Genomic DNA, 24474 nt, shown 5'->3' with positions numbered 1-24474 from the left:
GCAGGCCGCTTCAGCACATCATGATCCCGTCCTGGGGAATCAGGTCTTTGCAGGCTTCGACCTCTTCCGGTTCGAGCACCTTCAGCGACTGGATGTTGTGCCAGAACATCTCCTGCGGGTAGGGGCGGCGGAGCGTTTGGTCCATCACCAGGAAGTAGGGGCGGCTGATGATCTGATCCAGCGGAGGTACCACGCCGACGATCTGGATGCAGTGCAGTTCCGGGGTGGGGTCAGCATCGCAGGTGGTGGATACCAAGGCGTACTGGCCGAGCAGGGAGACGGGGTTCGCTGTGCCATAGCGGGTCATGGGGATACTCCTGAGGGCAAACCGCTGTTCTTCCACGCTTGTACTTCCACAGAATCCAATACTTGAAGAGACCTGATCTCTTCCCAGAACAGCTCTTCTGGCAGGTCGGACTCGAACGGAATGTCTCGTACCAAGAAATAGGGGTGGGCAAAAACCTCTGCCAATGGCGGTACAACTCCCAAGATTTGCACGCAGTACCAGCCAGGTGCGGAGCCTTCGCCGTGGGCCGTTTCTACCAGGGCGAATTTCCCTATCAGTGCTATTGCGGTGGAAAAGTCGTAGTCAGCCATGCACGGCTCCTAGGAAGGCCCTTGATTGGCACTTTTCGCCCGGTCTAATCGAGCCGCCTGCACGAGACTTCCAGTTCTATATCCGTTGATTCACTATGCGCATCGATGGACCACGGTGGTTCCTTGCGTGCTTTGGATGGCAGCTAAAAGCGGCCAAGCCAAGGTAGGCGGTTGGGCCAGACCCTGAGTCGGTCGAGCAACGCTTCAAGCCGGACCATCCAAACGGCAAGCATGAATGACGAATATTTCGTCATTTAAATTGAGGCTATAGACGAATTATTCGTCAGTCAAATATTTCGTCAGTTTCTGCGAGCGCTTTTATGATCGACGAACGCCTTAGGGTTCTTGTCCGCCACTTGGGGGCTGCGCGTTTGGCAGCTGAATCTGCCAACAGCAACCGTCGCCGCTGGCAGACGGTCGCCACGGACCTGAAGACCAAAACGCGAGTGGAAGACCTCGAGCAAGTGATCGCCGCGTTTCCGGAATACGAGCTTTGGCTGTGGAAGGGCGAAACGGACGCTGCGCGTGGGCAAATAGCCCCGGACGTGGATAGCTAGGGCCCTAGTAAACACGCTGTCCTGAGGTCGCGGCAGGCATTTCCGCAAGGATGAGGCGAGCCATGGTCAGACTGGACCAATTCACCGAAGACCATCTGGAACTGAGCGACCTGTGGCGCTGGCAGGACGGCGTTCGCGAGGATGCGTTCCTGGTGCCGCTGGCGACGGCGGCGGAGGTGGCGCCCGGTGTTTCGTTGCTGCTGGTGCGGGCGCTGTTCCGGTTGCCGGCGGGCATCGAGTTGCAGGGGCTGCTGGTCTACGATCCGGTTGGGCAGGACGTGTACGCGGTGCAGGTGCTGATTGGCCGCGACAGCTATTCCTTCAACAAGTACCTGCCGGAGGCTTCCTTCGAGGAGGTACTGGCATTGGCTGACCGTTTGAAGGTCAGCACCGGCGGTGTGCTGCCGCTGCGCTACGGCGTGGTGCGGCAGGCGATGCCGATTCGCGATGGCAGCTTCACGCTATGGCTGGGGGCTGGAGTCAACGCTGGCGGCTATTGAGGTCAGGCGCGCCTCGTCCAATAGATTGCCTCCGTAGTAGTTCAGAAAGTCACGCATGGCAGAAGTCAGTGTTTCCTCGGAGGCAATCCGCCAGAACGTCTTCTCTCCCAGGACAGGAGTCGCCCGCTGGATAAGCGCCTGTGCTGCATTGTGATGGCCCGAGCGAAGCCAATGCCGCACCAGTTGCCTGTTCTCATTGGCGGGAAGCTGAGCGGCCTGGAAGAGATCGAGCGCGTACCGGTAGTTCAGCAGCCAGAGCTGCCTGAGGAATTCTGTCCTGTCGGCAAGCGGAATACCGACGAGCCATTGGCGCACAAGTTTGTCTTGCTTGCCGAGGCCACTGCGATGGCATACCTCCTCGGGCGTGAATGTCGGTTGGTGCATTCAGCACTTCCCTTGCTTCCGGCGGCGCCACTCATCCACCACTGCGCCCATGTCCGCTGGCGCGCCGCTGCGTATCCAGGCCATGAAGGCGCGGTCGAAATGGAAGCCGTCGCCGCAGTGCTGGGTCATGAAGCGGCGGACGTTCTGGGTGTTGCGGTAGTGGGCGTCGAGCGGGGTCTGGCGGGTGATCGGGTCGCTGTGCCAGTCGAAGGCCATGGTGTCCGTTCCTGTGCCTTGGGGGAGCACCCGTTATAGCGCAATCGGCAGCCGCTGGCGCGGTCTGCCGAGGTGTTGCGGCGTCACTGGCCCCACATCATCCGCTGTTGCTGCGCCGAGTAATCGTCGCTTTGCAGGCGCACGCGGGTGGGCTGGCGTTCGAGGTTGTCTTCGCCGAAGGATTCGCGCACCGGCGATTCGATGGCGCTGAAGTGGCTGAAGTGCGGGGAGTCGGCGCAGCCGACCAGGGTGAAGCAGGCGAAGGTGACCACGGAGAGCTTGAGCATGGGACTTCCTCCTGAGGGGAGCCCCGAGCTTCGGCCGGCTGGATTAACGGCGGATTAACGCGCAGCGTTCTTCAGCGGCGGTCCGGCCCCTGGATTTCGCCGCCGTGGGCTGCTTCGCCGTCGCGGTGGTGCTCGGGCGGGTTGAGCGCGCGGCCGAGTATCTGCGCGACGACTTCGTCCTTGCCTTCGGTGTAGGCATCGCGGTCGGTGGGGAAGCGCTTCGCCAGTTCGTGCTTCACCTGGGCGTAGCGCTGTGCGTCGTCGGGGTGGGTGCGCAGCCAGTCGCGGAACAGCAGGCGGCGCGAGGCGTCGCTCAGGTCCATGACGTGGACGTGGTGGCTGCGCCCGCTGCCCAGCGGCGGCATGCCTTTGACGAAGAACATCCGCGAGGTGTCGGGGTTTTCGGCCCAGTACTGGTAGCCCAGCTCTTGCAGCGGTTCGATCAGTTGGTGCGGGTCGCTGCCCGGTGGCGGCAGCAGGAGGATGTCGATGATCGGCTTGGCGTCCAGCCCCGGCACGGCGGTGCTGCCGATGTGCTCGATGCCGAGGCCGGGAAGGTCGGCGGCACGGGCGATGGCGTCGGCTTCTTCGGCGAAGCGCTGGGGCCAGCGGGGATCGGCGGGCACGAGTTCGATGCGGTCTTGTTCGGCGTTGCTCCAGCGCTGGCCGTCGAATTCGGGGGCTTGCGGGGTCATGCGGTAACTCCAGCGGTGGGGCGGTGGGGGCGAGGGTTGGAGGTTGATCCGGTGGGCGGAGTTCCGAGTAATCCTGTAGGAGCGTCCCATGGGCGCGATCGCGGGCATGGCCCGCTCCTGCAACAGCTCCATGCCTCGCTATCCCATGTAGGGCGCATAACGCCTATGGCGTTATCCGCCGCCCTGGCGGATAACCCGTTCCGGGTTATTCGCCCTACGGGTGCCAGCGGTCAAGCACCGAGAAAAGACAGTTGCTCCTACAGGGGAGGCAGCGTCAATCCAGCACGTTCTGCAGCACTTCGTAGATGACGCCGGTGGCGATGGTCACCAGCAGCAGGTCGGTGCCGGCCTGCTGCCATTCGTAGCCGTCGTAGTGGGGCAGACGGCCGACCAGGCGGCCGTCGAGCTTCTTGGCGATGCCCGGCGGCAGCGGCTTGCCGCGGGCCAGGTTCTTCTGGATGCCGGGCGGCAGCGCCGCGCCGGGGCTCCAGTAGTTGCGGTTGTCGTTGAGGATGACCTGCACGCCGCCGATGTCGATGCTCGGGCCGCCTTGCCAGTTGTTGCCCTGATTGCCGTGCTGGCCGCCTTTGTCGTGTCCTTTGTTCTTGCCCGGATCGGCCATCAGCAGGGGGCTGGTGCCCAGCAGGGTGACGCCGATGGCTGCCGCCAGAAGAGTGTTGATTCTGGACATGTCCGTGTTGCCTCCATGGTGAGACTCCTGTGCCGGTGAGCGTAGCCGTTGCCGCAACACTCCGGTGGCGGCCAAGTTGGCACATGCGTGCTGGCACTTCGTCGGCAGGCCGCGAACGGCGGGGCCTGCGCCAGGGTCATAGAGGTATCCCAAGACCCGCCCATGGAGGCGATAACAAGATGAAAATGTCCCTGGTTGTTGCAGTAGCCTGTGCAGTCGCACTCGGCACGACAGCCTTGCTGCCTGCCGACTTTTCGCCCATCGGTTCGGCCTATGCCAAGGGCGATGGTGGCGGTCACGGTGGTGGCAATGGCGGCGGAAACGGTGGTGGTAATGGCGGTGGCCACGGTGGTGGCAAGGGCGATGCTGGCGGTAACCACGGCAGCAACAGCAATGGCGCGAACGACGGTGGCGAGCACGCCGGCAAGGCCACCCGCGACCATGGCCTGAGCGGCAATCACTACGGCAGCGAGAAGAACGACAGCAAGGGCCATGGGCAGGCGACGTCCGCCGTGGCGCACTCCAGGGATACCCAGGGCAAGACCAAGGCTACGGCGATCTCCGCCACCAAGCCGGCCCACAAGAACACCCAGCACGACAATTGATCCACCACGGCCAGGGACGGCCGCTGTCCTTCACTGCACCGGGAAGTCGAAGTAGGTCTGCGGGTAAGGCTCGGCCTTCAGGGTGTAGTGCCACCATTCGGCGCTGTAGGGCTCGAAGCCGTGCCGCAGCATGGCCTGGCGCAGCGTCTCGCGGTTGCGCGTCTGCTGCACGCTGACCAGCGCAGTGCCGTGATGGGAGATGGGCCCGAAGAAGTCGAACGGGCTGCCCATGTCCAACTCCTCCCCGGTTTTCGAATCCACCAGCGTGAGGTCGACGGTACTGCCGCGCGAGTGCCCGGAGTGCTTGGCGATGTAGCCGTCGCGGAACAGCGCGGGCTTGTCCATGTGCGGGTAGTAGCGGGCCTTCTGGCGGATGTCGTGCGGGTCGGCGGCCCAGCGGCGGAAGTCTTCCACTGCGCGCTGCGGGCGATAGCCATCGAAGATCTTCAGCGCCAGGCCGCTCAGGGCAACGTCCTTTTCCACGGCAGCCAAGGCGGTGGCGGCTTCGCGGGTGAGGATGATCCGCGCCTTCTGGTAACCGTCGATGGGCTCGCCGACGAAGTTGTCGGTGCCGGCGTAGCGCACGTCATAGCGCGCGGTTTTCAGCACCTGGTCGAGATAGACGAAGCCGTCCTGGGTGGGCTGGTCGGCGCGTAGCGGCGGGCTGATGAGCAGGCAGAGCAGCAGCGTGAACTGCGCGCCTGCCCGGCTCATGGGCGCAGGGCCTGGACCCCGTCGTCGTCGGGGTCGAAGTTGTCCAGGTGCATGCGCTGGGCGAAGGCCTCCAGTGCGGCTTCGCCCTGGAGGAAGCGAGCGCGGGCGGCGCTCCAGTCGTCGGGCTTCAGGCGCACCATCCAGCCTTCGCCATAGCAGTCCTGGTTGATCAGCCCTGGCCTGCGCACCACGGCTTCGTTGCTGGCGAGGACGGTGCCGTCCAGCGGGCTGCGCGCCGACGAGGCGGCCTTGGCGAATTCCACCACGCCGAAGCTGCGGTCGCAGTCGATGTGCCAGCCGTCGCGCTTGGGGGTGAAGGCGAATATCTGCCCGTAGACCGCGCAGCCGTAGGCGGTGAGCCCGAGGGTGACGGCGCCGCCTTCCTCCTCGCGCAGCCAGAGGTTGTAGTCGGGCGCGTAGAGCAGGTCGTCCGGGAACTCCAGGCCGTGCAGCTTCACAGCGTCAGCACCCGGTCGTATTCGAGGATCATGCGCGCCAGCTCGCCGCCGCTGGCGATCTCGTCGACTTCCTCGATCAGCCGGCTTTCGTCGATGGCCACGCCCGGTGCGCGGCACATCAGCAGGCGGGCGCCGGCTTCCTTGGCCTGCTGGATGAAGTGGCTGATGGGCTCTCCGTCTTCGGCGGCATAGAGCGTGTCGGCGATGTCCTGGAAGGCCAGGCGTGTGCCTTCGCCGCTGAGGAAGAGGGTGACCTTGGCATCCATGCACGCCAGCAGGGTGGCGGTGTAGAAGGGCGCGGCGCAGCGCGCCGGGGTGCTCGGGCCGCTGCTGACGATGATCAGCACACGCTGGGGCTCAGGCGTGGACAAGGGCTTTCTCCAGTTGGACCAGGGCGATGCGCCGGCCCTGCGGGTCGGCGCGCTCGACGATGCCCTGCGGCTTGTAGCCCAGGCGTGCATAAAGCAGCAGGCCGGCGGCGTTGGCGTTGAAGCAGGACACCTTCATGACCTGCGCCTTGTACTGGTCGCGGGCGAGATTCTCCATGACCTCGATCAGGTACTGCGCGACGCCGTGCCGCCGCGCCCAGGGCGCGACCATCATGTTGCCCAGCGCGCAGAATTCGTGGGGTTGCCACTGGTAGAAGTTGGCGAAGCCGGCGACCCGGCCACCCTGCAGCGCCACGGTGCTGCCGCGCCGCTCGGCGATGGCGGCGGCGAGCTGGCCGATGGTCAGCGGCCAGCTCGCCTTGGGGTAGCAGTAGAAGAGTTCGTCGGCGTCCTGGGGAAAGCCGACCACCTCGCCGAGGTCGTCGGCGAGGGCGGGGCGGTGTTGCAGGGCGGGCTGGTTCACGCGGTCTCCCGTGTCATGGTCGGGCCGATCAGTGCGGCGGGTACTGGGCGATGATCTTCTGCACCGTCTCGCGGATCGCCGCTTCGCGCTCGGCGGGCGTCGGCGGGCTGCTGCGCATGATCTGCTCGCCGCTGCCGCGCCAGACCAGCTTGCCGTCCTTGCCGTCGAACATATCGACCTGGATGGTGGCGACCTTGTAGGTCACGGTGCGGCTCTCGGCCATGGGTGGCGGGCCCCAGTAGCCTCCCCAGTAACCGCCCCAGTAGCCGCCGCTGTAGGTGGTGACCTGGTCCTGGCGCTGGTCGACGATCAGGTAGGCGCGCAGTTTCACGTCGCCGGGGTTGCCGCCCTGTGCCTGGCGCAGGCCGCGCTGGTCGAACTCGCCGGCAATCGCATCGCTGATGCGCTGCTCGGTGAGGTCGCTTTTGATGCGCGGATCATCCGGGCGGTACTCGAAGGCCGGCTGCGCCCAGCTCCAGGTCAGGTAGCGGGAAAAGTCGCGGGTGGTGTCGTAGTCGCGGCTGACGCTGGTGGTTTCGCAGGCGGCGAGGCCGAGCATCAGGCTCAGCAGCAGTGAACGGGACAGCAAACGGCGGATCATGATCGCAATACTCCTGTCAGAGAATTCCATCCAAGCGCAAGGCAGAAGGATTGGCAAGCGGGGAATGTTCCGCGTCTAGCGCGGCGCTTCCGGTTGCTAGAGTCGTCGCTCGTTCAAGGAATGGAGAAGGACATGAAGCATGGGCTGCCCGTGACGACACTGGGGATGCTGCTGCTTGCGGGATGCAGCTTCGACAGCGTGCGGCCGGCGCTGCCACAACCCGAGGTGGTGGCGCATCGAGCCGGCACGGCGGATGCGCCTGAGAACACGGCGCTGGCGATAGGCAAGGCGCTGGCCAACCACAGCGATGTGCTCTGGCTGTCGGTGCAGGTGTCCGCCGATGGTGTTGCGATGCTGTACCGGCCGGCGGACCTCGCGGCATTGACCGATGCCCAGGGCGCCGTGGGTTCGAAGTCGCTGGAACAGCTGCGCCGGGTGAATGCGGGTTATCAGTTCAAGGATGCGGCGGGCAATTACCCGTACCGCGCGCAGCCGCAGGCGATCCCGACACTGGCCGAGGCACTGCAGGCCATTGCACCGACAGTGCCGGTGTTCCTCGATATCAAGGCGCAACCGGTGGGCGAGGTCATCGACGCGGTGGCCCGCACGCTGGATCAGCAACAGGCGTGGTCGCGGGTGCGTTTCTACTCCACCGAGCGTGATGCCAGCGATTACCTGGCACAGCACTACGGCGACCGCGCGCGGCGCTTCGAGAGCCGCGACGCCACGCGTAACCGGCTGGTCGATCTGGCGCTGGCCGGCCGTTGTTCGCCACCGGCCGATGGCGCCTGGATGGGCATCGAGCTGGAGCGCGATCTGACGGTGACGGAGCAGTTCACCCTCGGCTCGTCGTCCTACCCGGTGAAGCCCGCGAAGCTGTGGACGCCGCAGGCGATGGCCTGCGTGCGCCGCGCCAAGGGGACGAAGGTGGTGATGTTCGGCATCAATTCCGCAGCCGCCTATGGCGCGGCGCGCGAATTGGGAGCGGATGCGGTGATGGTGGACTCGCCGGCGAGCGTGCCTGCCTACCGGCGCGCCGGGCTTCAGCCCGGCGGGTAACCGTCCATGGCCTTGCGCGCGGCTTCGCGCAGGGCGCGGGCCTGGTCGGTCTGGCTGCTGGCGTTTTCGTATTCGGCGCTGCCACTCCAGATTTCCTGGTGGTTATGGGCGTCGTACAGGGCGATGCGCACCACGCTGACGGTGACCACGTAGGTGCGGGTGACGGGGTAGGAAGCGCCGCCGTACCAGGGGTCGTTCCAGCCGCCGTAGTAGCCGCCGCCGTAATAGTCGGTGGTCTGCCGGGTGCGTTGCTCGCTGGACAGGTGCGCGCTGACGCTCAGGTCCGCCGGGGTATTCGAGCGTGCCGGGCGCAGGCCGCGCTGGTCGAGGGCTTCGCTGACGGCGTCCTGCAGCGGGCCGCCGAATCCGCTGCCGTCCATCCAGCTCCACGAGCGGTAGCGCCCGTAGTCCAGCGGCGGGGCCGGGTAGCTGCCGGGGTCGAGGCCGGGGTTGGCGGCCTGCGCGGGGGCGGGCGGGATCGGCAGCGAGGTGTTGCTGTAGGGGTTCTGGCCCTGGCAGGCAGCCAGGGCGCTGAGCAGCGGCAGGATCAACAGGTAACGCGGCATGACGGACTCCGGCACACCGGTTTGGTAAGGCGTGCGCAGTGGCAACTATGCACCTAATCCTGCGGCCGGCACAGCCAGTGCAGGTAGCGGCCGAGGCCGGCGAAGGCAGGGTGTCGACGGTATTGCAGTTCCATCTCCACCAGGTCCAATGGCTCGGCCTTGTGCTGGAACTCCACCGGCATGTAGTCGTGGAACACCCGCACGCCGCTACGCGCCTCGATGGCCCAGTGCCCGGCCATGGCGGCTTCGAGTACGCGCGGGTCGAGCGGTTCCTGCGGGGTCAGGCTCTGGCCCTCGCCGGAAAAACGGTTCTTGCGCAGCTTGCGGAAGTGGCCCTTGAGCAGGTTGCGGTAGATCAGCGCGTCGCGGTTGTAGAAGGCCAGGGACAGCCAGCCATCGGCACGGGTCAGCTGGTGCAGCACCGGCAGGATCGCCAGCGGTTCGGCCAGCCATTCCAGCACGGCGTGGCAGATCACCAGGTCATAGGGTTCATTGAGCTGGCCGAGCAGGTCCTGCCAGGGCGCGGCGATGAAGGTGGCCTGCAGGCCGGCTTCGTCGAAGCGCTGGCGTGCGCCTTCGAGCATCGGCGCGGCGGGCTCGGCGAGGGTGACGTCGTGGCCGCGTCCGGCCAGCCACAGCGACATGTGGCCCAGCCCTGCGCCGATATCCAGCACGCGCAGCGGGCGGTCGGGCAGCGCCTCGGCGAGGTCGGCCTGCAGCACGGCAAGGCGAATGGCACCCTTGGCGCCGCCGTAGATCTTCTCGGCGAAGCGCGTGGCCAGTTCGTCGAAATGGCGGTCGCCGGTCTTCGGGGAATCGCTCACTTGGCGCCCCCCTCGATGAAGCGCCGCTCGCTGTCGGCCAGCTTGGCGAGCACGGCCTGGTCCATGTCGATGCCCAGTTCCGCGCACATCAGCAGGAGGTAAAGGACGATGTCACCGACTTCCTGCCCGGCGTGGGCGAGTTTCTCCGGCGGCAGCTGGCGCGATTCGTCCTCGCGCAGCCACTGGAAGATTTCCACCAGCTCGGCCATTTCCACGCTGGCCGCCATGGCCAGGTTCTTCGGGCTGTGGAAGCGACTCCAGTCGTTGTGGTCGCGGATGGCGTGCAGGCGCGCGGTGATGGCTTCGAGGTTCATGCAGATGGGGCTCCAACGTGAGCCCCATAGCTTCAAGCCTGGCGCGTCAAACGTCCAGCGGGCTCCAGCTGCCGGCCATGTGCGGCAGGCCGTCCTTGCCGCGCAGGCTGAACTGCCCGGAAGGCGCCGGCTCGCTGGCCAGCAGGTTGACCTGGGACGGCAGCAGCACCGGCTTCTGGAAGCGTACGTCGACCCGATAGCCGGCCATCGGCAGGCGCTCGCCCAGGGCGGCCAGGCTGCGCGCCTTGTTCCACAGACCATGGGCGATGGCGCGGGGGAAGCCGAACAGCTTGGCGCTGGCGGCGGACAGGTGGATCGGGTTGTAGTCGCCGGCCACGCGGGCGTAGCGCCGGCCGATGTCCGCCGGGCAGTTCCAGGCGTCGATCTGCTCCAGCGGAAGCTCGGCCACCTCTTCGCGGGCCGGCGGCGTGCCGTCCAGGCGCATGCCGCGGAACAGAATGCGGCTGTCACCCTCCCAGAGCAGCCCGAGCTGGTCGTGCAGTTGGGTGATGATGCTGAAGGTCACGCCTTTCTCGTGGGGCTGCAGGTCATCCACCCGCACGCTGACGTTGAACGGCCCCAGGCCGCCGAGCGGACGCAACACGCTGATACGGTTTTCCAGGTGCACCAGGCCCAGCAGCGGGAAGGGGAAGCGTGCGTCCGTCAGCAGGCCCATCTGCAGGCCGAAGGCGAGGATGTGCGGGTAGGTGGGCGGCAGCAGGTGGTTGTCGGCGAAGCCACAGACCTTGCGATAACGCTCCAGGTGCTTCGGGTCGACCGTGACCGGGCAGCGCAAGCCGCGGGTCGGCAGGCTGCGGCCACGCACGCCGCGGCGCACGGCGGCGCGGGCGAACAGGCCGGTGAGGGCGGGTGGGGCGGACAGGTCAAGCCAATCGCGGGGCATCGGGTATCTCCTGACGAATATTCACTCAGCTTAGCCGCCGGTCACCGGCGGGCATTGGCCGTGGCAACGCGGCGCGCGGCAGGCAAGTCAATGTGACCGTCCGATTGCCCGGATATTTCCCGCACGCTTGTTCCTGATTCTCTTGAGGGGCGATAGGAAAGCTGCCTAAGATGGGCCCGCCTCATGGATAACTAGAAAAAACACCATGCGTGATCTGACCGACGATGTGGCGCTGATGCGCCCGGTGATCGACGCCCTGCGCGCCAGCGGTACCGACCCCGACCGTGTGCTGGCTCGCGTCGGCCTGCCGGCCGGCAGCCTGCCTGCCGGACGATTCCCCCACAGCGCACAGAACCTGTTCTGGAAGGCGGCCGCCGAAGAGTGCGGCGAAGAGCACGTCGGCCTCTATCTGGCCGGCCACCTGCCCGCGTTCCATGGCCTGCTGCTGGAGTACCTGTTCCTGTCCAGCGCCACCTTCGGCGAAGGCCTGCGTCATGCCCTGCGTTACGTGCGCCTGCTCTCCGACACCCTCAACGCCCGCCTGGAAGTAGAGGGCGAGAAGGCCGTGCTGCTGCTCGGCCACACCGCCGGGACCAACCGCCACTTCCCCGAAATGCTCGCCGGTGCGGTGGTTCGCCTGTTCCACGCGCTCACCGAGGGCGACTTCAAGCCCCAGCAAGTGCAACTGATGCACGAGGAAGGCGCGCCCGCCGAGCGTTACCGCGAGGTCTACGGCTGCCCGGCGGTGCTGGGCGCTGATCGCTATGCGCTGGTGTTCGACGCCGAAGTGCTGGAGAAGCCCTCACGCCATGCCGCGCCGGAACTGCTGCGCATGCACGAGTCCCTGGCGCGCCGGCAACTGGCGGAAGTGGAGCGGCTGGACCTGGTGCGCAAGGTGCGCGAACTGATCGGCGTGCTGCTGGTGGATGGCGGCGCGACGCTGGAGCAGGTCGCCGCCCGTCTCGACATGCCCGCCCGCCGTCTGCGCGAGCGCCTGGCCATGGCCGGGGTGCGCTTCAACGACCTGGTCACCGACTACCGCTGCCGCCTGGCCAAGGAGCTGCTGCTCAAGACCGACGAGCGCATCGAGGTGATCGTCGAACGCACCGGCTTCTCCGAGCCGAGCACCTTCTACCGCGCCTTCAAGCGCTGGGTCGGCGAGACCCCGGTGGAGTTCCGCCGCCGTGGTCGCCCGCAACCGCCGGCGGAGTGATCGAACCGTTTCGAGTCCGCCTCTGGCTAGGCTTTGCCGGTCAACTCCCGCCAAGGTACGCCCGATGCAAAGCCGAATCCGCCAGACCCTGCTGCTGTCCACCGTCCTGCTGCTGAGCGCTGAGCACGCCATGGCGGGGGAAATGGAGCAGACGGCGTTCGCCCGCCTGGACCGCGACGGTAGCGGCTTCATCGAGGCCGATGACCTGTCCGCCATGCGCGTGCGCATGTTCCACCGGCTGGATCGCAACCAGGACGGACTGCTCACCCGCGAGGAAGTGACCCCGCCCAACCCCAGCGTGAACGTCTCCCCCAACGCCATTGCCTGGCCGGACCGGGATGGCGACGGCAAGGTCAGCCAGGCGGAGTTCATGACCCAGGAGCCGGCGCTGATCGTGCGCGCGGACCGCGATGGCGATCACCGGGTGAGTGCGGAGGAGTTTCGCGAACTGGTGGCGGCGCGGGGGTGATTGAGCGCTGGCACCCGTAGGGCGAATAACCCGGAACGGGTTATCCGCCAAGACGGCGGATAACGCCGTAGGCGCTATGCGCCCTACACCGAAGATCGAGGTACGGAGCTGTTGTACAAGCTGGCCATGCCGGATCAGGCGCCCAACAGGCTCTGCCCACAAACCCGCAGCACTTGCCCGCTTACCGCGCCTGAACCCGGCTGGGCAAACCACGCCACGGCTTCGGCAACGTCCTGCGGCAGGCCGCCCTGGCCCATGGAGTTCATGCGTCGGCCGGCCTCGCGGATGGTCAGCGGGATGGCGGCGGTCATCTGGGTTTCGATGAACCCCGGCGCCACCGCGTTGATGCTGATGCCCTTCTTGCCCAGCGCCGGCGCCCAGGCCTGCGCCAGGCCGATTAGGCCGGCCTTGCTCACCGCATAGTTGGTCTGGCCCATGTTGCCGGCGATGCCGCTGATGGAGGCGAGCAGCACCACGCGGCCGTCGTCGTGCAGCTTGCCGGCGTCCAGCAGCGCCTGGGTCAGCACCTGCGGGGCCTTGAGGTTCACGTCGATCACCGAATTCCAGAAGGCTTCGCTCATCTTGGCGACGGTCTTGTCACGGGTTATGCCGGCGTTGTGCACCACGATGTCCACGCCATCGGGCAGTGCTGCCACCAGCTGAGCACCGGCGTCGGCGGCGCAGATGTCCAGTGCCACGCCTCGCCCGCCCAGGCGCGCGGCCAGCGCGTCGAGGGCATCCTTGGCCGGCGGTACGTCCAGCAGCACCACGTCGGCGCCATCACGGGCGAGGGTCTCGGCGATGGCTGCGCCGATGCCACGGGCGGCGCCGGTTACCAGCGCGCGCTTGCCCACCAGCGGGCGGCTCCAGTCCTGTACCTGCTTGTCGTAGGCGGACAGGCGCACGACCTGCCCCGACACGTAGGCGCTTTTGGGCGAGAGGAAGAAGCGCAGCGCGCCTTCGAGCTGGTCCTCGGCGCCCTTGCCGACGTACACCAGTTGGACGTTGCCGCCGCGGCGGATTTCCTTGCCCAGCGAGCGGCTGAAGCCTTCCAGGCTGCGCTGCACGCTGGCGGCGATGGGGTCTTTGACCGATTCCGGCGCGCGGCCGAGGATCACCACATGCGGGCATTTGTCCAGGCCCTTGAGGGCGCCCTGGAAGAAGGTGCGCAGCTCGAGAGTCTGCTCGAAACGGGTCAGGCCGCTGGCGTCGAAGACGATGGCCTTGAGCTTCGGCCCATGCTCGGCAGTCCAGCGTGGCAGGCCGTACTGGCCGTCGCTGAAGGAGAACACCGCATCGGTCAGGCGCTCGGCGAAGGGCAGCACCGCCTCGTTCAGGTTGCCCTCGCCGCCGAGCAGCAGCGCCCCGTCCACCGGCCGCGTGCGCCCGGCGCTCCAGCGCTCCAGGCGGACCGGCGCAGGCAGGCCGAGGGCTCCGACCAGGCGGCGGCCGACGTTGGAGTTGGCGAAGGCGATGTAGCGATCGGTCATGGAACGGGCTCCTGCACAGGGTCTCTAAAGTGCTGACCACTCTACGCAGCGGCGGGTTCGGCGCAATTGACCGCGCTGACCTGCGCAACGGCGGGGCGGCCAATGCGACACAAGCGGCTAAGGTTAGCCTTGACCGCACTTCAACGCTCATTCTCAGGAGCCCTGCATGACCCAACTGCGCCGGGTCGCCATCGTCGGCGGCAACCGTATTCCCTTCGCCCGCTCCAACACCGTGTATGCCACGGCGAGCAACCAGGAGATGCTGACCTCCGCGCTGGACGGGCTGATCGAGCGCTACAAGCTGCACGGCGAGCGCCTGGGCGAGGTCGTCGCCGGCGCGGTGCTCAAGCATTCGCGCGACTTCAACCTGACGCGCGAGTGCGTGCTGGGCACGCGTCTGGCGCCGGAAACCCCGGCCTATGACATCCAGCAGGCCTGCGGCACCGGCCTGGAAGCGGCGATCCTGGTGGCCAACAAGATCGCCCTCGGGCAGATCGACTGCGGCATTGCCGGCGGCGTGGACACCACCTCCGATGCGCCCATCGGCGTCAACGAAGGGCTGCGCAAGATCCTGCTGGAAGCCAACCGCGGCAAGTCCAACGGCGAGAAGATCAGGAGCCTACTGAAGATTCGCCCGCGCCACCTGATGCCGCACATCCCGAAAAACGGTGAGCCGCGTACCGGGCTGTCGATGGGCGAGCACTGCGAACTGATGGCGCAGACCTGGGCCATCCCGCGCGACGAGCAGGACAAGCTGGCCTTCGAGAGTCATCACAAGCTGGCTGCTGCCTACGACGAAGGCTGGCAGAACGACCTGATGACGCCCTTCCGTGGCCTGGTGCGCGACCAGAATCTGCGCCCGGACATCAACCTGGAGAAGATCGGCACCTTGAAGCCGGTGTTCGAGCGCGGCTCGCGCGGTACCCTGACGGCGGCCAACTCCACGCCGCTGACCGATGGCGCCTCGGTAGTGCTGCTGGCCAGCGAGGAGTGGGCGAAGGAGCGCGGCCTGCCGATCCTGGCGTACTTCAAGGATGGCGAAGCGGCGGCGGTGGATTTCGTCGGCGGCCACGAGGGCCTGCTGATGGCGCCGGTCTACGCGGTGCCGCGCCTGCTGGCGCGCAACGGCCTGACCCTGCAGGACTTCGACTTCTACGAAATCCACGAAGCCTTTGCCGCGCAGGTGCTGTGCACGCTCAAGGCCTGGGAGGACACGGACTACTGCAAGACCCGCCTCGGCCTCGACGCACCATTGGGCTCGATCGATCGAAGCAAGCTCAACGTGAAGGGCAGCTCGCTGGCCGCCGGCCACCCGTTCGCGGCCACCGGTGGGCGGATCGTCGCCAACCTCGCCAAGCTGCTGGATGGCGCTGGCAAGGGGCGCGGGCTGATCTCCATCTGTGCGGCAGGCGGTCAAGGTGTGACCGCGATCATCGAACGGTAATCCAATACAGCGGGACCGATGTTTTTCGGTCCCGCGATGTAGCAACTCCGTGACTTCAGGCGGCACCGCGCGAGCGGCGCCGCCTTTTTTTATCCGTGATTGCGGGCGTTACCTGTAGGAGCGGGCCATGCCCGCGATCGCGGACAAAGTCCGCCCCGGCAAGGGGACGTCGTCGTTTGGGGGCGGGCGCAATTTTCTTCTAGATGCGCACCTCAGCCGCCCTGCAACATTCCCGGATGGATTCGCCGTGAGAACGGGGTGGAAAGCACCAGCGAGGTCTTGCTGGTGCCGAACTGGGCGAGGCGGTCGATCAGCTCTTCCAGCTCCTGGGTGCAACTGACCGCCACCTTGAGCATCACGCAGGCCTCGCCGGTGATGCGGTAGCAGTCGATGATCTGCGGGATCTCCAGCAGCGGGTCGAGCATGCTCTTGCTGCGGTGGTCGTTCAGGCGCATCTCGATCAGGCACTGGATCGAGCGGCCCATCTTCGACAGGTCTACGCTGGCGTGGTACCCGGTAATCACTCCTTCGGCCTCCAGGCGCGCCACGCGATCGGCCATGGCGGGCGGGGAGAGGTTGATCCGCCGGGCCAGTTCGGCGAAGGACAGGCGGCCGTCTTCCAGCAGGGCGGCGAGCAGGGCGCGGTCGTACTTGTCCATGCGAAGACTCCGGTTTTGATTCGACGGCAAGGCTCGCGAAAATCCATCGAATGAAAAGTGTTATGCCCGTAATGGCGTTGTCTGTGCCTTATCCGGGGCGGTTGACCTGCATAAAATGAAGCGCTCCGCCTGCCTTGTCGAGCCCCACCCATGACCACGATGCCCATGCCTAGAGCCCGCGTCTCACTGACCCTGATTGCTGCCTTCTTCGCCCTCTACTTCATCTGGGGCTCGACCTACCTGGTGATCCGCATCGGCGTGGAATCCTGGCCGCCGATGCTGATGGCCGGCTGCCGCTTCATCATCGCCGGGGCGATCCTGTTCGTCTGGATGCTCACCCGCGGCGCACCCTTGCCGACGCTCAGGCAGTGCCTGTCGGCGGGCGCCATTGGCATCCTCCTGCTCAGCTGCGGCAATGGTGGGGTGACGGTGGCCGAGCACTGGGGCGTGGCCTCGGGCGTGGCGGCGCTGGCGGTGGCGACCGTGCCGCTGTTCACCCTGGTGTTCGGGCGTTTCTTCGGCAACCGCACCAACGCGCTGGAATGGGCCGGCATCGCTCTGGGCCTGTTCGGTATCGTGCTGCTCAACCTCGGCTCGAACCTGCAGGGCAGCCCGGCGGGCGCGGCGCTGATCCTCTTCGCGGCGGCGACCTGGGCCTTCGGTTCGGTGTGGAGCCGGCGCCTGGACCTGCCCGGCGGCGCCATGGCCAGCGCGGTGGAAATGCTGGTGGGCGGCGGCGTGCTGCTGCTGGGCAGCTTCCTCACTGGCGAGCGCATGGAGCAGATGCCCACCGCTGCCGGCTGGGGCGCGCTGGCTTACCTGGTGGTGTTCGGCTCGATCATTGCCTTCAGCGCCTACATGTACCTGCTGGCCAACGTGCGCCCGGCGGCTGCCACCAGCTACGCCTACGTCAATCCGGCGGTGGCAGTGATGCTCGGCGTGGTATTCGCCGGCGAGCACATCGGCCTGGCGGAATCCCTGGCAATGGCGGTGATCATCAGCGCGGTGGTGCTGATCGGCCTGCCGCAGTGGCGGCGCAAGGAAGCCGTCTGACTCGCGGCATGAGCTAAGCCCGAAAGGTTATTTCGCGCGTCTCGCGCGATTCGCTAGGGTATGCAACGGCCTCCATTCGGGGGCCGTTCTTTTCTTCTCTTTCAGTACACCCGCGCGCCATACGCCCAGGCCACTGATCCACCCTTCGATCCGAGGTGTGCATGAGCCTGGTGGTGCCGTTTTCCACGCTTTCCGAATTGCCTCCCACCCAGCGCTGGAGCGATGCCCTGCGCGCGTCCAGCCTGCTGGCCCTGTCCGTGCCGCGCGAGTACGGCGGCCGTGGTGCCGGCTGGGACGAGGTGCTGCAGACCCTGCGTGATCTTTCCGAGCGCGACGGCACCCTGGCGCGGCTGTTCGCCCTGCATCACCTGCAACTGGCCAGCGTGTTGCTGCTGGGCAGCGCCGAGCAGCGCGAGCGCCTGCTGCCGCTCAGCGTGGAGCGCGAATGGCTGTGGGGCGAGGCGGTGGATCACCAGGAAAGCCGCTTGCTGGCGCGCGAGCATCGGCGCGGTGGTTTCCTGTTGCAGGGCGGGCGCCATGACTGCTTCGGCGCCGAGGCGGTGGACTGGCTGCTGATCTCGGCGCGCCATGCGCCCAGCGAGGGTTTGCTGATCGCCGCTCTGCCAGCGGATCGCAGCGGGCTGGATCGTTTCGAACCCAGCGGCGGCGGACTGCTGCATTGCCACGAGGTGCGCCTGCATCCCGAGGACATCCTGCTGCCGCCCGGCCTGCCGTGGACGCCCCGTGCGCAACTGCGCGGCAGCCTCTCCGCATTGTTGCAGGCGAACATTGCCCTGGGCCTTGCCGTGCAGGCCTTCGAGAACCTGCCGGCGCGGGCGGCGGCGGGGGGATTGCAGCGGCTGCTGGCGCTGGGGCTGCGGCTGTCCGAGCAGTCGGCAGTGGCCTTCGAGTCCGCCCAGGCGGCGGGCAACGGCCTGAGCTTCAGCCGCAGCGCGGCGCTCGCGACCCTGGTCGCGGAAACCGCAGCAGTGGCGCAGCACGCGGTGCAGGTCGGCTTGCGCCAGGAGGGCACTCGCGCCCGTGTGCTCGCCGGCGCTACCTGAGGCGCCGTAGCACGGGGCCTGTAGCCGAATCGAGACAAGCGCTGGTGCTCATAAGTTAAGAACTAAAAAGTATTTATTCGAAGTTTTTTATATCGGTAATCTAGCTCCACCGGACCGCCGGACACCTGTTTCATCCATCGAATCCCGTCCCGTGGTCCGTCCCCTCTGTGAGGCCGGCACCGCCGTTACCTTCAGAGGAAACACCATGAACAAACCTCGTTTCGTACGCCGTGCCGTGGCCGGCGTCGCTGTTGCGGCTGCCTTGTCCTTCCAGAGCGCCGCGTTCGCCGACATCGTCCTGGGCTACCAGACCGGCATCGACCCGACCAAGGTTCCGCAAGCCGATGGCACCTATGAAAAGGTCATCGGCGAGAAGCTCGACTGGCGCCGTTTCAACAGCGGCCCGGAAGTGGTCGCCGCCATCGCCTCGGGCGATGTGCAACTGGGCAATCTCGGTTCCAGCCCGCTGGCCGCCGCCACTTCGCGCGGCCTGCCGATCGTGGCCTTCATCGTCTCCGCGCAGATCAACGCCGCCGAGGCCTTGGTGGTGCGCAACGGCAGCAAGATCGAGAAGCCCGAAGACCTGATCGGCAAGACCATCGCCACGCCCTTCGTCTCCACTTCGCACTACAGCCTGCTGGGCGCGCTCAAGCACTGGCAGATCGACCCGACCAAGGTGAAGATCGTCAACCTCAACCCCACCGAGATCGCTGCCGCCTGGCGCCGTGGCGACATCGATGGCGCCTTCGTCTGGTCACCCGCCCTGGGCGAGATCAAGAAGTCCGGCAAGGTGTTGACCGACGCCGCCGAAGTCGGCCAGTGGGGTGCACCGACCTTCGAGGTCTGGGTGGCCCGCAAGGACTTCGCCGAGAAGCACCCGGAAGTCATCGCCAAGTTCGCCCGTGTGAGCCTGGACTCCTTCGCTGACTACAACGCGCACAAGGCGCAGTGGACCGCCGATTCCGAGCAGGTGAAGAAGATCGCCCGGCTGACCGGCGCCGATCCGAAGGACGTGCCCGAGCTGCTGGCCGGTTCTGCCTTCCCCGAATCCCAGGCGCAGCTGTCGTCCGCCCTGCTGGGGGGCGGTACAGCCAAGGACATCGCCGGCACCGCCGCCTTCCTGAAAGAGCAGAAGCGCGTGCCCTCGGTGCTCAAGGACTACTCGCCCTACGTCAGCGCCGATTACGTGCGCCAGGCGGAGAGCGTGCAGGTGGGGCAGCGCTGATCAGCTTGCAACTCCATTCGCGGGGGAACCCTCTCCCCCCGCCCTCTCCCTGAAGGGAGAGGGAGCTGTCCGTGCAGGCTGACGCCGAGGTTTCAACCCGCACCGAACGGTCCCCTCTCCCTTCAGGGAGAGGGTTAGGGAGAGGGCAGACACCGCACCGAAACATCCCTTTCTCACCCTACGGAGGGCAGAACATGAGCCGTCTGACGGCCGAGGCAGTCAGCCTCACTTTCCAGCAGCGCGGGCGCGAGCGCGTCGTGCTGCAGGACCTCACTCTCAGCCTGGCCAAGGGCGAATCCCTGGTGGTGCTCGGCCCGTCCGGCTGCGGCAAGTCCAGCCTGCTCAACGTGCTGGCGGGCTTCCAGGCGCCGGACAGCGGCCGCGTGCAGATCGACGGCCGCACCCTCAGCGGCCCCGGCGGCGAGCGCGGCGTGGTGTTCCAGGACGACGCGCTGATGCCCTGGCTGAGCGCGCTGGATAATGTCGCGCTGGGGCTGCGTATCCGTGGCGTTGGCGCTGCCGAGCGCAACGCCCGCGCCCATGAAGTCCTCAAGCTGGTGGGCCTGGGCGAGCACGCGGACTACCGCATCTCGCAGCTTTCCGGTGGCCAGCGGCAACGCCTGGGTTTGGCCCGCGCGCTGGCGGTGGAGCCGGATTTCCTGCTGCTCGACGAACCCTTCGGCGCCCTCGACGCACTGACCCGCGAGCGCATGCAGGTGCTGACCCTCGACCTGTGGCGCAAGACCGGCAAGGGCCTGTTCCTGATTACCCACAGCGTCGACGAAGCGCTGTTCCTCGCCACCGACCTGGTGGTGATGGACGGCCCGCCGGCGCGCATCGTCAAGCGCCTGCCGCTGGACTTCGCCCGCCGCTACGCCGCTGGCGAGCCGGTGCGCTCGATCAAGTCCGACCCGGAATTCGCGCGCCTGCGCCAACTCCTTCTGGATCTTTTTTTGGAAGAGACGCTTGAGGAACCGGAGGCCGAACATGCCCACTGATACCCTCGCCGGCAAACTCCCCGCCGCCGTGCCTAATGCCCGCAGCGTGCCGCGCGACTACCGCCGCTGGGCCGCCGCCGGCAGCGTCGGTTCGATCTTCGTGCTCTGGTGGCTGGCCACGCACCTGGGCTGGGTCGACACGCTGTTCCTGCCTGCGCCGGAGCAACTGGTGGAAGCCTTCCAGCGCCTGCTCGCCGAGGGCTACGTCGATGCGTCGCTGTGGCAGCACATCGGCACCAGCCTGCTGCGCGTACTGCTGGCGCTGGGCGCGGCGGTGCTGACGGCCATTCCGCTGGGCATCCTGATGGGCCTCAACCCGCTGGTGGGTGCGGCGTTCGATCCGCTGGTGGAGTTCTACCGCCCGGTGCCGCCGCTGGCCTACCTGCCGCTGATCGTCATCTGGTTCGGCATCGGCGAGCTGTCCAAGGTGCTGCTGATCTACCTCGCGCTGTTCGCACCGTTGCTGATCGCCACCGCCGCTGGCGTGCGCCGCGTGGACAAGTCGCGCATCCAGGCCGTGCGCTGCCTGGGCGCCAGCCGCCTGCAGGTGGTGCGCCACGTAATCCTGCCGAGCGCGCTGCCGGACGTCCTCACCGGCCTGCGCATCGCCCTGGGCGTGGGCTGGTCGACCCTGGTCGCCGCCGAGCTGATCGCTGCCAATCGCGGCCTGGGCTTCATGGTGCAGTCCGCCGCGCAGTTCCTCGCCACCGATGTGGTGGTGCTGGGAATCCTGCTGATCGCTGCCATCGCGCTGAGCTTCGAACTGGGCCTGCGCTGGCTGCAGAAGCGCTTCGCTTCCTGGGAATAACAAACCGATTCGACGCCCTCGCCATGCCGGCGAGGGGCAGGGGAGAGCGTGGCTCTTCCCGTGAACCTCACGAGAGAACACGAACATGACCACCCTGAGTATCGAACCCATCAGCCCGGCCCTGGGCGCCATCGTTTCCGGCGTACGCCTGGCCGACCCGCTGGGGGACGCGGCGCAGCGCCAGATCGAGCAGGCCCTGCTCGATCATCACGTGCTGTTCTTCCGCGACCAGCCGCTGACGCCGACCCAGCAGGCGAACTTCGCCGCGCGCTTCGGCGACCTGCACATCCACCCGATCTACCCCAGTTCGCCCGAACAGCGCGAAGTCATCGTCCTCGACACCGCCGTCACCGACGTGCGCGACAACGCCATCTGGCACACCGACGTGACCTTCCTGGAGACCCCGGCGCTGGGCGCCGTACTGGCCGCCAAGCAGCTGCCGCCCTACGGTGGCGACACCCTGTGGGCCAGCGGCATCGCGGCGTTCGAAGCGCTGTCCAAGCCGCTGCAGCAGTTGCTCGACGGCCTCACCGCGACTCACGACATCAGCAAGTCCTTCCCCCAGGAGCGCTTCGGCGCCACCGACGCGGACCTGGCTCGCCTGGAAGAAGCGCGCAAGAAGAACCCGCCGCGCAGCCATCCGGTGATCCGCACGCATCCGGTCACCGGGCGCAAGGCGCTGTTCGTCAGCGATGGCTTCACCACCCGCATCAACGAGCTGGAGCCGGCGGAAAGCCGCGCCATTCTCGACCTGCTGTTCGCCCACTTCGCCCGCCCGGAGTTCACCGTGCGCTGGCGCTGGAAGGAGAACGACGTGGCCTTCTGGGACAACCGCGTGACTCAGCATTACGCGGTGGACGACTACCGCCCGCAGCGCCGGGTGATGCACCGCGCGACGATTCTCGGCGACAAGCCGTTCTGACGGACTTTGTTCCGGTAGGGCGAATAACCCGGAACGGGTTATCCGCCGCAATGGCGGATAACGCTGTAGGCGTTATGCGCCCTACGGGCTCGGTGTCGGCTCGGAATTTCCTACGATCCCCGTGACTTGCGGCAACAAAGCCGCACCGCAGACCGCATTCGTCGCCATTCTGGGTCGCGGTGGATGGCGCACTGTCCTACGCTTTGGCGGTCGTGTTTATGTATGAGACTGCCTACATGCAAGAAAGGATTCCGGACGAGTCCAACCTCGCCGAGCTGACGGTTCGAGGCCTGATCCTCGGCGCGCTGATTACCGTGGTGTTCACCGCTTCCAATGTGTACCTCGGCCTCAAGGTCGGCCTGACCTTCGCCTCGTCGATCCCCGCGGCGGTCATTTCCATGGCCGTGCTGCGCTACTTCTCCGGCTCCAACATTCTCGAGAACAACATGGTGCAGACCCAGGCCTCGGCGGCCGGCACCCTGTCCTCGATCATCTTCATCCTTCCCGGCCTCCTGATGATCGGCTACTGGAGCGGCTTCCCGTTCTGGCAGACCGCCGCCATCTGCTCCATCGGCGGCATCCTCGGCGTGCTCTACACCATCCCGCTGCGTCGGGTGATGGTGGTGCAGAGCAACCTGCCGTACCCCGAGGGCGTGGCGGCGGCGGAGATCCTGCGCGTCGGCAGCCAGGACGAGGAAGAGGAAAAGGCTGGCAAGCCCGCGAAAGCCGGTGGCCCGGGCCTGCGTGACATCCTCGCCGGTGGCGTGGTCGCTGCCGCGTTCAGCCTGCTCAGCAGCGGTTTCAAGGTGCTCGCCGAAGGCTTCAGCTTCTGGCTCACCGCCGGGCAGGCGGCGTTCCGCCTGTCCACCGGCTTCTCCCTGGCGCTGGTGGGCGCCGGCTACCTGATGGGCATTACCGCTGGTATCGCCATCCTGATCGGCGTGGTCATCGCCTGGGGGGTGGCCGTGCCGCTGCTCTCGGTGAACAGCGTGCTGGCCGCCGGGCAGAGCCTGCCGGAGCTGGCCACCAAACTGTGGAGCAGCCAGGTGCGCTTCCTCGGCGCCGGCACCATCGGTATTGCCGCGCTGTGGACCCTGGCCACGCTGTTCAAGCCCATGGTGCAGGGCGTCTGGTCGTCGCTCAGTGCCGTGCGCGGGCGTGGTGAGGTGAGCGACCTGCGCACCGAGCAGGACCTGTCGGCGAAGTGGATCGTTACCATCGCCGGTGTGCTGTTGCTGGCGCTGTTCGTGGTGTTCTCCTACTTCCTCGGCGAGGCCGCGCCGGACCTGCACGGCTTCGGCTTCTGGGGCCTGGTGGCGGTCTGCGTGATCTTCGCCTTCTTCTTCGGCTTCCTGATTGCCGCTGCCTGCGGCTACATGGCCGGCCTGGTGGGCTCGTCGAGCAGCCCGATCTCCGGTATCGGCATCATCGCGGTGATCCTGGTGTCGTTGCTGATCCTCGGCGTTGGCTCGCTGGAAACCGGCTTCCTCGACCAGCAGGGCGGCAAGCTGGCCATCGCCCTGGCGCTGTTCACCACCTCGGTGGTGATCGCCATCGCGGCGATTTCCAACGACAACCTGCAGGACCTGAAGACCGGTTACCTGGTCGGCGCGACCCCGTGGCGCCAGCAGGTGGCGCTGATCGTCGGCTGTCTGGTCGGCGCCCTGGTGATCCCGCCGGTGCTGGAGCTGCTGTTCAACGCCTACGGCTTCACCGGCGCCCTGCCGCGCGAGGGCATGGACCCGAACGCCGCGCTGGCCGCGCCGCAGGCGACGCTGATGACGGCGATTGCCAGCGGGATTTTCCACAATGCGCTGAACTGGAACATGATCCTCATCGGCGTGGCGCTGGGCATCGCGCTGATCCTGGTGGACGTGCTGCTGCGCCGCACCGGCAAGGCCAGCCTGCCGGTGCTCGCCGTCGGCCTGGGCATCTACCTGCCGCCGACCATCGGCATGACCCTGGTGGTCGGCGCCGTGATCGGCTGGTTGCTGGAAACTGCCCTGGCCAAGCGCGCGGTAGCCGCCGGCAAGGATGTGGAGAAGTTCTCCGACGAGCCCAAGCGTCGGGGTGTACTGCTGGCTTCGGGCCTGATCGTCGGCGAGAGCCTGATGGGCATCCTGCTCGCCGCCATCATCGGCACCACCGGCTCGGCCACGCCGCTGGCGCTGGTCGGCGACGGCTTCGAGGACACTGCGCAGTGGCTGGGCCTGGTGGTGTTCGTGGCGATCTGCGTGCTGTTCTACCGCAAGGTGTTGACCGGCACCCGCGGCTGATCCTTCGCCATGATGCGAAAAAGGCGCCT

Annotated in this window: 32 protein-coding genes; 14 read left to right on the top strand and 18 right to left on the bottom strand. The window is 66.8% G+C overall.

What is annotated here, in order from left to right:
* Positions 1-10: 10 nt before the first annotated feature.
* Together IB261_RS26280 and IB261_RS26275 are read right to left on the bottom strand one after the other, a co-directional pair.
* Complete coding sequence (locus IB261_RS26280; RefSeq protein WP_192225311.1) at positions 11-307, bottom strand: hypothetical protein; 297 nt, start codon at positions 305-307, stop codon at positions 11-13.
* Positions 304-597, bottom strand: a complete 294-nt coding sequence (locus IB261_RS26275; RefSeq protein WP_192225312.1) for a hypothetical protein — start codon at positions 595-597, stop codon at positions 304-306. Before IB261_RS26275 ends, IB261_RS26280 begins: the two co-directional genes overlap by 4 nt.
* Before the next feature lie 320 nt (positions 598-917).
* On the opposite strand from IB261_RS26275, the gene IB261_RS26270 reads away from it, so the two are divergent.
* Positions 918-1154 (top strand): DNA-binding protein, encoded by a 237-nt coding sequence (locus tag IB261_RS26270; RefSeq protein ID WP_081515731.1) that lies wholly within the window; start codon positions 918-920, stop codon positions 1152-1154.
* A 62-nt stretch (positions 1155-1216) separates the two neighbouring features.
* Entirely contained in the window at positions 1217-1654 is a 438-nt protein-coding gene (locus tag IB261_RS26265) for a hypothetical protein (protein ID WP_192383783.1), read from the top strand.
* Here IB261_RS26265 and IB261_RS26260 read toward each other — a convergent pair.
* The 5 genes from IB261_RS26260 to IB261_RS26240 all read right to left on the bottom strand — a co-directional run bounded on the left by IB261_RS26260 (position 1616) and on the right by IB261_RS26240 (position 3927).
* Positions 1616-2038, bottom strand: coding sequence for a hypothetical protein (locus IB261_RS26260; RefSeq protein WP_192383784.1), 423 nt, complete (start codon positions 2036-2038; stop codon positions 1616-1618). The two genes, IB261_RS26265 and IB261_RS26260, sit on opposite strands and share 39 nt — an antisense overlap.
* Complete coding sequence (locus IB261_RS26255) at positions 2039-2254, bottom strand: DUF6434 domain-containing protein (protein WP_192383785.1); 216 nt, start codon at positions 2252-2254, stop codon at positions 2039-2041. It lies immediately after the preceding gene.
* Between the two features lie 83 nt (positions 2255-2337).
* Positions 2338-2541, bottom strand: coding sequence for a hypothetical protein (locus tag IB261_RS26250; RefSeq protein WP_045216516.1), 204 nt, complete (start codon positions 2539-2541; stop codon positions 2338-2340).
* 71 nt (positions 2542-2612) lie between these two features.
* The gene (locus IB261_RS26245; protein WP_192383786.1) at positions 2613-3236 is read right to left on the bottom strand and encodes a GrpB family protein; all 624 of its coding nucleotides are present in this window, start codon (positions 3234-3236) and stop codon (positions 2613-2615) included.
* 274 nt (positions 3237-3510) lie between these two features.
* Positions 3511-3927, bottom strand: a complete 417-nt coding sequence (locus IB261_RS26240; protein WP_192383787.1) for an anti-virulence regulator CigR family protein — start codon at positions 3925-3927, stop codon at positions 3511-3513.
* Positions 3928-4106: 179 nt separating this feature from the next.
* On the opposite strand from IB261_RS26240, the gene IB261_RS26235 reads away from it, so the two are divergent.
* The gene (locus IB261_RS26235) at positions 4107-4532 is read left to right on the top strand and encodes a hypothetical protein (RefSeq protein WP_192383788.1); all 426 of its coding nucleotides are present in this window, start codon (positions 4107-4109) and stop codon (positions 4530-4532) included.
* Between the two features lie 30 nt (positions 4533-4562).
* Here IB261_RS26235 and IB261_RS26230 read toward each other — a convergent pair whose 3' ends face one another.
* The 5 genes from IB261_RS26230 to IB261_RS26210 are packed head-to-tail and all read right to left on the bottom strand — an operon-like array spanning position 4563 to position 7145.
* Positions 4563-5246, bottom strand: a complete 684-nt coding sequence (locus tag IB261_RS26230) for a M15 family metallopeptidase (protein WP_192383789.1) — start codon at positions 5244-5246, stop codon at positions 4563-4565.
* Complete coding sequence (locus tag IB261_RS26225) at positions 5243-5725, bottom strand: glycine cleavage system protein H (protein ID WP_405308124.1); 483 nt, start codon at positions 5723-5725, stop codon at positions 5243-5245. Before IB261_RS26225 ends, IB261_RS26230 begins: the two co-directional genes overlap by 4 nt.
* Entirely contained in the window at positions 5701-6075 is a 375-nt protein-coding gene (locus IB261_RS26220) for a DsrE family protein (protein WP_081515751.1), read from the bottom strand. Before IB261_RS26220 ends, IB261_RS26225 begins: the two co-directional genes overlap by 25 nt.
* Positions 6062-6556 carry a GNAT family N-acetyltransferase gene (locus IB261_RS26215; RefSeq protein WP_081515753.1) on the bottom strand — a complete coding sequence of 165 codons (495 nt, stop codon included), beginning with the start codon at positions 6554-6556 and terminating at the stop codon, positions 6062-6064. The genes IB261_RS26220 and IB261_RS26215 overlap by 14 nt, the downstream gene beginning before the upstream one ends.
* A gap of 28 nt (positions 6557-6584) precedes the next feature.
* A complete protein-coding gene (locus IB261_RS26210) occupies positions 6585-7145 on the bottom strand; it encodes a DUF4136 domain-containing protein (RefSeq protein WP_412548099.1) in 561 nt (186 codons plus the stop codon).
* A 144-nt stretch (positions 7146-7289) separates the two neighbouring features.
* Between IB261_RS26210 and IB261_RS26205 the strand changes: the two genes are divergently transcribed.
* Positions 7290-8216 carry a glycerophosphodiester phosphodiesterase family protein gene (locus IB261_RS26205; protein ID WP_192383790.1) on the top strand — a complete coding sequence of 309 codons (927 nt, stop codon included), beginning with the start codon at positions 7290-7292 and terminating at the stop codon, positions 8214-8216.
* Here the strand turns inward: IB261_RS26205 and IB261_RS26200 are convergent.
* Genes IB261_RS26200 through IB261_RS26185 form a run of 4 tightly spaced genes read right to left on the bottom strand, consistent with a single transcriptional unit; the run spans position 8201 to position 10824 of the window.
* Entirely contained in the window at positions 8201-8782 is a 582-nt protein-coding gene (locus IB261_RS26200; protein WP_192225320.1) for a DUF4136 domain-containing protein, read from the bottom strand. The two genes, IB261_RS26205 and IB261_RS26200, sit on opposite strands and share 16 nt — an antisense overlap.
* 53 nt (positions 8783-8835) lie before the next feature.
* Positions 8836-9606, bottom strand: coding sequence for a methyltransferase domain-containing protein (locus IB261_RS26195; protein ID WP_081520038.1), 771 nt, complete (start codon positions 9604-9606; stop codon positions 8836-8838).
* Entirely contained in the window at positions 9603-9920 is a 318-nt protein-coding gene (locus tag IB261_RS26190; RefSeq protein ID WP_017520638.1) for a nucleotide pyrophosphohydrolase, read from the bottom strand. Before IB261_RS26190 ends, IB261_RS26195 begins: the two co-directional genes overlap by 4 nt.
* A 46-nt stretch (positions 9921-9966) precedes the next feature.
* The gene (locus IB261_RS26185; protein ID WP_081520039.1) at positions 9967-10824 is read right to left on the bottom strand and encodes a MaoC family dehydratase; all 858 of its coding nucleotides are present in this window, start codon (positions 10822-10824) and stop codon (positions 9967-9969) included.
* Positions 10825-11029: 205 nt separating this feature from the next.
* Here IB261_RS26185 and IB261_RS26180 point away from each other — a divergent pair, with 205 nt between their 5' ends.
* Together IB261_RS26180 and IB261_RS26175 are read left to right on the top strand one after the other, a co-directional pair.
* Entirely contained in the window at positions 11030-12037 is a 1008-nt protein-coding gene (locus tag IB261_RS26180) for an AraC family transcriptional regulator (RefSeq protein ID WP_081520040.1), read from the top strand.
* A gap of 64 nt (positions 12038-12101) precedes the next feature.
* Positions 12102-12506 carry an EF-hand domain-containing protein gene (locus tag IB261_RS26175; protein ID WP_081520041.1) on the top strand — a complete coding sequence of 135 codons (405 nt, stop codon included), beginning with the start codon at positions 12102-12104 and terminating at the stop codon, positions 12504-12506.
* A gap of 134 nt (positions 12507-12640) precedes the next feature.
* On the opposite strand, the gene IB261_RS26170 is transcribed toward IB261_RS26175, so the two are convergent.
* Positions 12641-13996: a 3-oxoacyl-ACP reductase gene (locus tag IB261_RS26170; RefSeq protein ID WP_081520042.1), complete on the bottom strand. Its 1356-nt coding sequence runs from the start codon at positions 13994-13996 to the stop codon at positions 12641-12643.
* Positions 13997-14162: 166 nt separating this feature from the next.
* On the opposite strand from IB261_RS26170, the gene IB261_RS26165 reads away from it, so the two are divergent.
* Entirely contained in the window at positions 14163-15440 is a 1278-nt protein-coding gene (locus IB261_RS26165) for an acetyl-CoA C-acetyltransferase (protein WP_192383791.1), read from the top strand.
* Between the two features lie 212 nt (positions 15441-15652).
* Here IB261_RS26165 and IB261_RS26160 read toward each other — a convergent pair whose 3' ends face one another.
* A complete protein-coding gene (locus tag IB261_RS26160) occupies positions 15653-16099 on the bottom strand; it encodes an Lrp/AsnC family transcriptional regulator (protein WP_192383792.1) in 447 nt (148 codons plus the stop codon).
* A 165-nt stretch (positions 16100-16264) separates the two neighbouring features.
* Here IB261_RS26160 and yedA point away from each other — a divergent pair, with 165 nt between their 5' ends.
* The 7 genes from yedA (at position 16265) to IB261_RS26125 (ending at position 24445) form a co-directional block, all read left to right on the top strand.
* Positions 16265-17152 carry a drug/metabolite exporter YedA gene (gene yedA / locus IB261_RS26155; RefSeq protein WP_151189744.1) on the top strand — a complete coding sequence of 296 codons (888 nt, stop codon included), beginning with the start codon at positions 16265-16267 and terminating at the stop codon, positions 17150-17152.
* A 161-nt stretch (positions 17153-17313) separates the two neighbouring features.
* On the top strand, positions 17314-18216 hold the full coding sequence (locus tag IB261_RS26150; protein WP_151188416.1) for an acyl-CoA dehydrogenase family protein: 903 nt from the start codon (positions 17314-17316) through the stop codon (positions 18214-18216).
* Positions 18217-18421: 205 nt separating this feature from the next.
* Positions 18422-19441 carry a taurine ABC transporter substrate-binding protein gene (tauA, locus tag IB261_RS26145; protein WP_138214168.1) on the top strand — a complete coding sequence of 340 codons (1020 nt, stop codon included), beginning with the start codon at positions 18422-18424 and terminating at the stop codon, positions 19439-19441.
* Positions 19442-19635: 194 nt separating this feature from the next.
* On the top strand, positions 19636-20439 hold the full coding sequence (locus IB261_RS26140; protein WP_184592084.1) for a taurine ABC transporter ATP-binding protein: 804 nt from the start codon (positions 19636-19638) through the stop codon (positions 20437-20439).
* Positions 20429-21247 (top strand): ABC transporter permease subunit, encoded by an 819-nt coding sequence (locus IB261_RS26135; protein WP_081520048.1) that lies wholly within the window; start codon positions 20429-20431, stop codon positions 21245-21247. The genes IB261_RS26140 and IB261_RS26135 overlap by 11 nt, the downstream gene beginning before the upstream one ends.
* An 85-nt stretch (positions 21248-21332) precedes the next feature.
* Complete coding sequence (tauD, locus tag IB261_RS26130) at positions 21333-22169, top strand: taurine dioxygenase (RefSeq protein WP_081520049.1); 837 nt, start codon at positions 21333-21335, stop codon at positions 22167-22169.
* A gap of 236 nt (positions 22170-22405) precedes the next feature.
* A complete protein-coding gene (locus IB261_RS26125) occupies positions 22406-24445 on the top strand; it encodes an OPT family oligopeptide transporter (protein WP_081520345.1) in 2040 nt (679 codons plus the stop codon).
* Positions 24446-24474 lie beyond the last annotated feature (29 nt).

It is taken from the genome of Pseudomonas sp. PDM20 (assembly GCF_014852575.3).
Lineage (GTDB): Bacteria > Pseudomonadota > Gammaproteobacteria > Pseudomonadales > Pseudomonadaceae > Pseudomonas.
Note: the sequence above shows the minus strand (reverse complement) of the source record. Positions and strands in the feature narration are given on the sequence as shown.

Coding starts and splice junctions, on each gene's coding strand:
- IB261_RS26125 (WP_081520345.1), top strand. CDS start 22,406: ATGCAAGAAAGGATTCCGGACGAGTCCAACCTCGCCGAGCTGACGGTT.
- IB261_RS26250 (WP_045216516.1), bottom strand. CDS start 2,541: ATGCTCAAGCTCTCCGTGGTCACCTTCGCCTGCTTCACCCTGGTCGGC.
- IB261_RS26265 (WP_192383783.1), top strand. CDS start 1,217: ATGGTCAGACTGGACCAATTCACCGAAGACCATCTGGAACTGAGCGAC.
- IB261_RS26165 (WP_192383791.1), top strand. CDS start 14,163: ATGACCCAACTGCGCCGGGTCGCCATCGTCGGCGGCAACCGTATTCCC.
- IB261_RS26190 (WP_017520638.1), bottom strand. CDS start 9,920: ATGAACCTCGAAGCCATCACCGCGCGCCTGCACGCCATCCGCGACCAC.
- tauA (WP_138214168.1), top strand. CDS start 18,422: ATGAACAAACCTCGTTTCGTACGCCGTGCCGTGGCCGGCGTCGCTGTT.
- IB261_RS26280 (WP_192225311.1), bottom strand. CDS start 307: ATGACCCGCTATGGCACAGCGAACCCCGTCTCCCTGCTCGGCCAGTAC.
- IB261_RS26240 (WP_192383787.1), bottom strand. CDS start 3,927: ATGTCCAGAATCAACACTCTTCTGGCGGCAGCCATCGGCGTCACCCTG.
- IB261_RS26180 (WP_081520040.1), top strand. CDS start 11,030: ATGCGTGATCTGACCGACGATGTGGCGCTGATGCGCCCGGTGATCGAC.
- IB261_RS26170 (WP_081520042.1), bottom strand. CDS start 13,996: ATGACCGATCGCTACATCGCCTTCGCCAACTCCAACGTCGGCCGCCGC.
- IB261_RS26235 (WP_192383788.1), top strand. CDS start 4,107: ATGAAAATGTCCCTGGTTGTTGCAGTAGCCTGTGCAGTCGCACTCGGC.
- yedA (WP_151189744.1), top strand. CDS start 16,265: ATGCCTAGAGCCCGCGTCTCACTGACCCTGATTGCTGCCTTCTTCGCC.
- IB261_RS26230 (WP_192383789.1), bottom strand. CDS start 5,246: ATGAGCCGGGCAGGCGCGCAGTTCACGCTGCTGCTCTGCCTGCTCATC.
- IB261_RS26135 (WP_081520048.1), top strand. CDS start 20,429: ATGCCCACTGATACCCTCGCCGGCAAACTCCCCGCCGCCGTGCCTAAT.
- IB261_RS26150 (WP_151188416.1), top strand. CDS start 17,314: ATGAGCCTGGTGGTGCCGTTTTCCACGCTTTCCGAATTGCCTCCCACC.
- IB261_RS26175 (WP_081520041.1), top strand. CDS start 12,102: ATGCAAAGCCGAATCCGCCAGACCCTGCTGCTGTCCACCGTCCTGCTG.
- IB261_RS26200 (WP_192225320.1), bottom strand. CDS start 8,782: ATGCCGCGTTACCTGTTGATCCTGCCGCTGCTCAGCGCCCTGGCTGCC.
- IB261_RS26245 (WP_192383786.1), bottom strand. CDS start 3,236: ATGACCCCGCAAGCCCCCGAATTCGACGGCCAGCGCTGGAGCAACGCC.
- IB261_RS26140 (WP_184592084.1), top strand. CDS start 19,636: ATGAGCCGTCTGACGGCCGAGGCAGTCAGCCTCACTTTCCAGCAGCGC.
- IB261_RS26275 (WP_192225312.1), bottom strand. CDS start 597: ATGGCTGACTACGACTTTTCCACCGCAATAGCACTGATAGGGAAATTC.
- IB261_RS26185 (WP_081520039.1), bottom strand. CDS start 10,824: ATGCCCCGCGATTGGCTTGACCTGTCCGCCCCACCCGCCCTCACCGGC.
- IB261_RS26160 (WP_192383792.1), bottom strand. CDS start 16,099: ATGGACAAGTACGACCGCGCCCTGCTCGCCGCCCTGCTGGAAGACGGC.
- IB261_RS26270 (WP_081515731.1), top strand. CDS start 918: ATGATCGACGAACGCCTTAGGGTTCTTGTCCGCCACTTGGGGGCTGCG.
- IB261_RS26205 (WP_192383790.1), top strand. CDS start 7,290: ATGAAGCATGGGCTGCCCGTGACGACACTGGGGATGCTGCTGCTTGCG.
- tauD (WP_081520049.1), top strand. CDS start 21,333: ATGACCACCCTGAGTATCGAACCCATCAGCCCGGCCCTGGGCGCCATC.
- IB261_RS26260 (WP_192383784.1), bottom strand. CDS start 2,038: ATGCACCAACCGACATTCACGCCCGAGGAGGTATGCCATCGCAGTGGC.
- IB261_RS26255 (WP_192383785.1), bottom strand. CDS start 2,254: ATGGCCTTCGACTGGCACAGCGACCCGATCACCCGCCAGACCCCGCTC.